This window comes from Vibrio sp. 10N.222.48.A3, from assembly GCF_041475345.1.
Lineage (GTDB): Bacteria > Pseudomonadota > Gammaproteobacteria > Enterobacterales > Vibrionaceae > Vibrio > Vibrio tasmaniensis_A.
On sequence record NZ_JBFRVX010001220.1, the window covers coordinates 1 to 289 of the forward strand.

The following is a 289-nucleotide window of genomic DNA, read 5'->3' on the forward strand; positions in this document are numbered from 1 at the left end:
CTCAATATCGATATTGAGCTTCAAACCTACATCCATAACCTGCTTGGCGGTCGAAAAGGTGCCGCCGTGGTGCTCGATCCTCGCGATAATGGCGTCTTAGCGATGGTGTCCAGTCCGAGCTATGACCCCAATGCCTTTGTCAGCGGCATCTCCAGGGCCGCCTATAAAGCCTTGCTCAACGACAGAGATAGACCCTTGGTCAATCGCGCCACGTTAGGTACCTATTCTCCAGGCTCGACCATCAAACCCTTTGTTGCCGTTGCCGCCCTCAATGAGGGGATCATTACCC

The 289-nt window shown here is 54.0% G+C and carries 1 protein-coding gene; it reads left to right on the forward strand.

The features are described from left to right. On the forward strand, positions 1-289 hold a 289-nt coding region (locus AB4653_RS25170), incomplete at both ends, for a penicillin-binding transpeptidase domain-containing protein (RefSeq protein WP_372105589.1).